Raw genomic sequence first — 511 nt, forward strand, 5'->3', positions numbered from 1 at the left:
CTTGGAATCTGTAAAGAAAGTTTGGTCACTTGGAGAAAACTTCACAGAGAAGGCAAACTTACTAAAGAAAAGCAAATTTCCTCTGATCCCATAAGAGAAGAACTACTGAGACTTCGTAAAGAGTTAGAAGATACAAAACTTGAGCGTGACATCTTAAAAAAGGCGGTAGGCATCTTCTCCAAGAGAGACGGGTAAGATATAAATTTATCAAGGATCACGCTAGAGTGTTTCCTGTCGGGAAGATGTGTGAGGTATTAAAGGTGAGTAGAAGCAGCTTCTATCATTGGAAGAAAAGGAAACCTACTAAACGATCAGAAAGAAGAGCTGTGTTGTCTTCGGAGATCTTCAGTATTTATCATTGGAGCCGTGGCAGATATGGAAGTCCTCGCATCGCCAGGGAATTAGAAGCAAAAGGGATGAAAGCCTCACGTCCTTTCGTTGCCAGACTGATGAGAGAACGTGGACTGAGAAGTATAGTAAAGAAAAAATTTAAGAAAACGACCAATTCTTC

The 511-nt window shown here is 40.5% G+C and carries 1 protein-coding gene and 1 pseudogene; both read left to right on the plus strand.

The features are described 5' to 3' along the window. Positions 1-195 (plus strand): annotated as a pseudogene (locus AB8P06_RS20640) (hypothetical protein); the annotation flags it as partial. 65 nt (positions 196-260) lie between these two features. Beyond that, on the plus strand, positions 261-511 hold a 251-nt coding region (locus AB8P06_RS20645; RefSeq protein ID WP_369844532.1), incomplete at its 3' end, for an IS3 family transposase.

The sequence above is a fragment of the Chryseobacterium tongliaonense genome (genome assembly GCF_041224435.1).
Classification (GTDB): domain Bacteria; phylum Bacteroidota; class Bacteroidia; order Flavobacteriales; family Weeksellaceae; genus Chryseobacterium; species Chryseobacterium tongliaoense.